This window comes from Gilliamella apicola, from assembly GCF_003202915.1.
Taxonomy (GTDB): Bacteria; Pseudomonadota; Gammaproteobacteria; order Enterobacterales; family Orbaceae; genus Gilliamella; species Gilliamella apicola_Q.
This window is the reverse complement of the sequence record NZ_QGLP01000013.1, coordinates 1-1826: the sequence shown is the minus strand read 5'-3', so window position 1 is coordinate 1826 and position 1826 is coordinate 1. Positions and strand designations below refer to the sequence as shown.

General features: G+C 38.4%; 1 protein-coding gene. It reads left to right on the top strand.

Annotated elements, in window-relative coordinates; genetic code table 11:
- On the top strand, positions 1-1826 hold a 1826-nt coding region (locus DKK79_RS14255; protein ID WP_146212037.1), incomplete at both ends, for a filamentous hemagglutinin N-terminal domain-containing protein.

The following is a 1826-nucleotide window of genomic DNA, read 5'->3' as shown; positions in this document are numbered from 1 at the left end:
AATGAGGTCAACTCTCGTAATCCAAGTCAACTCAATGGTGTTCTTGAAGTCGCCGGTCAAAAGGCACAAGTTATCATTGCCAATCCGTCAGGCATTACCTGTAATGGTTGTGGCTTTATCAATGCCAGTCGTTCAACACTCACGACCGGTAAACCTATTATACAAAATGGCGACTTAACGGGTTATCGGGTTGAGCAAGGCAAGATTACCATCACCGGAAAAGGACTAAATAGTTCAGAGCAAAGCTATACCGATTTAATTTCCCATACTGTATCAGTCAACTCGGCTATTTGGGCAAATAAGCTTAATGTGGTAACGGGGAAAAATAAGGTTAGTCAAGACAGCCAAACCGTTGAGCCTTTAGATGATACTAATCCGAGTGAAAGACCGGAGGTATCTATTGATGTCTCGCAATTTGGCGGGATGTATGCCGGTTCAATACGCATGGTAGGCACCGAAAAAGGGGTCGGTGTGCATAATGCAGGTGAATTAGGTGCCAGCATCAACAATATTAGCATTAGTGCGGATGGTAAAATTACTAACCGCGGTGCGATACAGGCTAATAAAAATGTAATATTAAATAGCCAACACTCCGTTGATAATCACAAACAGTTGTACGCCAAAAAAGATATTCAGGTCAATGCTAAAAATTCTGTCAAAAATACAGGGAGTTTTGTTGCACAGAAAAATATCGCAATGTCTGCCAATAGGATTGAAAACAGTCAAACCGGGACACTTGCTGCGGGTGTTGATAGCCATGGAAAATTGAGTCAAGATGGTTCATTAGACATCAACGCTACCACTGCCCATTTAACAGGGAAAAGCTTGGCTAGCGCGTCAATTAACGTTCAAGCAAGTGGCGATGTTAATTTAGATAACAGTCAACAAATCGCTAATGCGATTAATATCTCAGGCAAAGAGCTGAGTGCTAAGCAAAGCGTAATAAAAGCCGACCAAAATATAAAATTAACCGCACAAGATAACCTCACTGCAACAGATAGCCACATTTTTTCTAACGAAAATATTGCCATAAAAGCCGGAAAAACGATTAATGGTGATGATATTTCCTTGATGGCTAAAAGGAATATCCATGCACAAGGGCAACAAATTAGCTTGCAAAAAGCACAAACATTATCAGAAAAAGACAGTACATTTATTGCCAACAAGACGATTAACAATCGTGAGGCAAAAATCAGTAGTAAAGGTAATGTATCCCTAGATGCTGATGATATTAATAATTCTGGGGCGACATTTATCTCTGAGCAAACTATTTCACTGTCTGCAAATAACAAGCTAATTAATCAACAGGCAAAGTTCAATAGTCATCAGCATATATCTTTTTCTGCAAATGAAATCGATAATCAGCAAGTGATAGTTCAAAGTTTGGGGGAGACTCAGATTAATGCAAAGACAATTGATAACCGCCAAGCAAAATTTAATGTTGACCAATTAGACATTAAAGCGCAACAGTTACTGAATCAAAAAGCTAACATGCTGATTCAAAAAGCGGCGGCGTTTGCAATTGGGAATATGGAGAATCAAGACGCTAAAATTTTAGCCTATGATTTAGCTATTGATGCGGATAAATTGAGTGGTGATGGTCAATTATTAGCCGAAAATGATATTAGATTAACACTCGTTGATTCGTTGCATAACCAAAGTGACATCATTGCCAATAATAATATATATATTCAAACGCAGCAGGATATTTTAAATGACCAGCTTATCTTGTCGGGCAAAAAACTAGATATAATAAGTCAACAATTAACCAACAGTGAAAAGGGTGAAATAAGTAGCGACTTACTGAATTTAACACACGATACATT